General features: G+C 65.9%; 1 protein-coding gene. It reads left to right on the top strand.

Features of this window, described 5'->3' with window-relative positions; translation table 11 throughout:
- The coding region (locus ACX3OW_RS21620) for an IS30 family transposase (protein ID WP_459097856.1) at positions 1-730 on the top strand (730 nt) is incomplete at both ends.

The following is a 730-nucleotide window of genomic DNA, read 5'->3' as shown; positions in this document are numbered from 1 at the left end:
CCGGCTGGTCGCCCGAGCAGGTGGCCGGTCGCCTCGCCCATGAGGCGGGTAGCCGGATCATCAGCCACGAGACCATCTACCGCTTCGTCTATGCCCAGCTCAAACGCAGCAATGATCGCCGCTGGCGCTTCTATCTGCCGCGCGCCAAATATAAGCGCGGCTGGCGCACCAAGGGCGGCTGGCCGCGCCAGGCTGGGCGCTGTTCGATCCATGACCGCCCCGCGGCCATCGCCGCCCGCAGCCAGGCCGGCCATTGGGAGGCCGACACCATGCTGTTCTCCCAAACCGGCCAAGCCATCCTGGTTGTCCATGAGCGCCACACCCGGCTCACCCTGGCACTGCGCCACGATAGCCTGAAGGCCGAGCCCGTCGCCATGGCGCTCACCGCCCTGCTCGAACCGGTGCCCAAACCCCTGCGCCGCTCCATCACCTTTGATAATGGCACCGAGTTCAATCGCCATCAGCGCATCGCCAACCAGCTGGGGCTGGACACTTTCTTTTGCGATTCCCATGCCCCCTGGCAGAAGGGCGGGGTGGAAAACGCCATCGGCCGGCTGCGCAAAAACCTGCCCCGCCAGACCAATCTCGACAGCTTGCCGGCCGACAGCCTCGATGCCATCCTCGCCCACCACAACAACACCCCCCGAAAATGCCTCGGCTTCCGTACCCCCGCCGAGGCCTTCATCCCGTTGCACTTCAAATGTGAATCCACACCCGGCTCAAGGCCGGG

The organism is Devosia sp. A449, from assembly GCF_054489375.1.
This window is presented reverse-complemented; position numbering and strand designations above follow the sequence as displayed.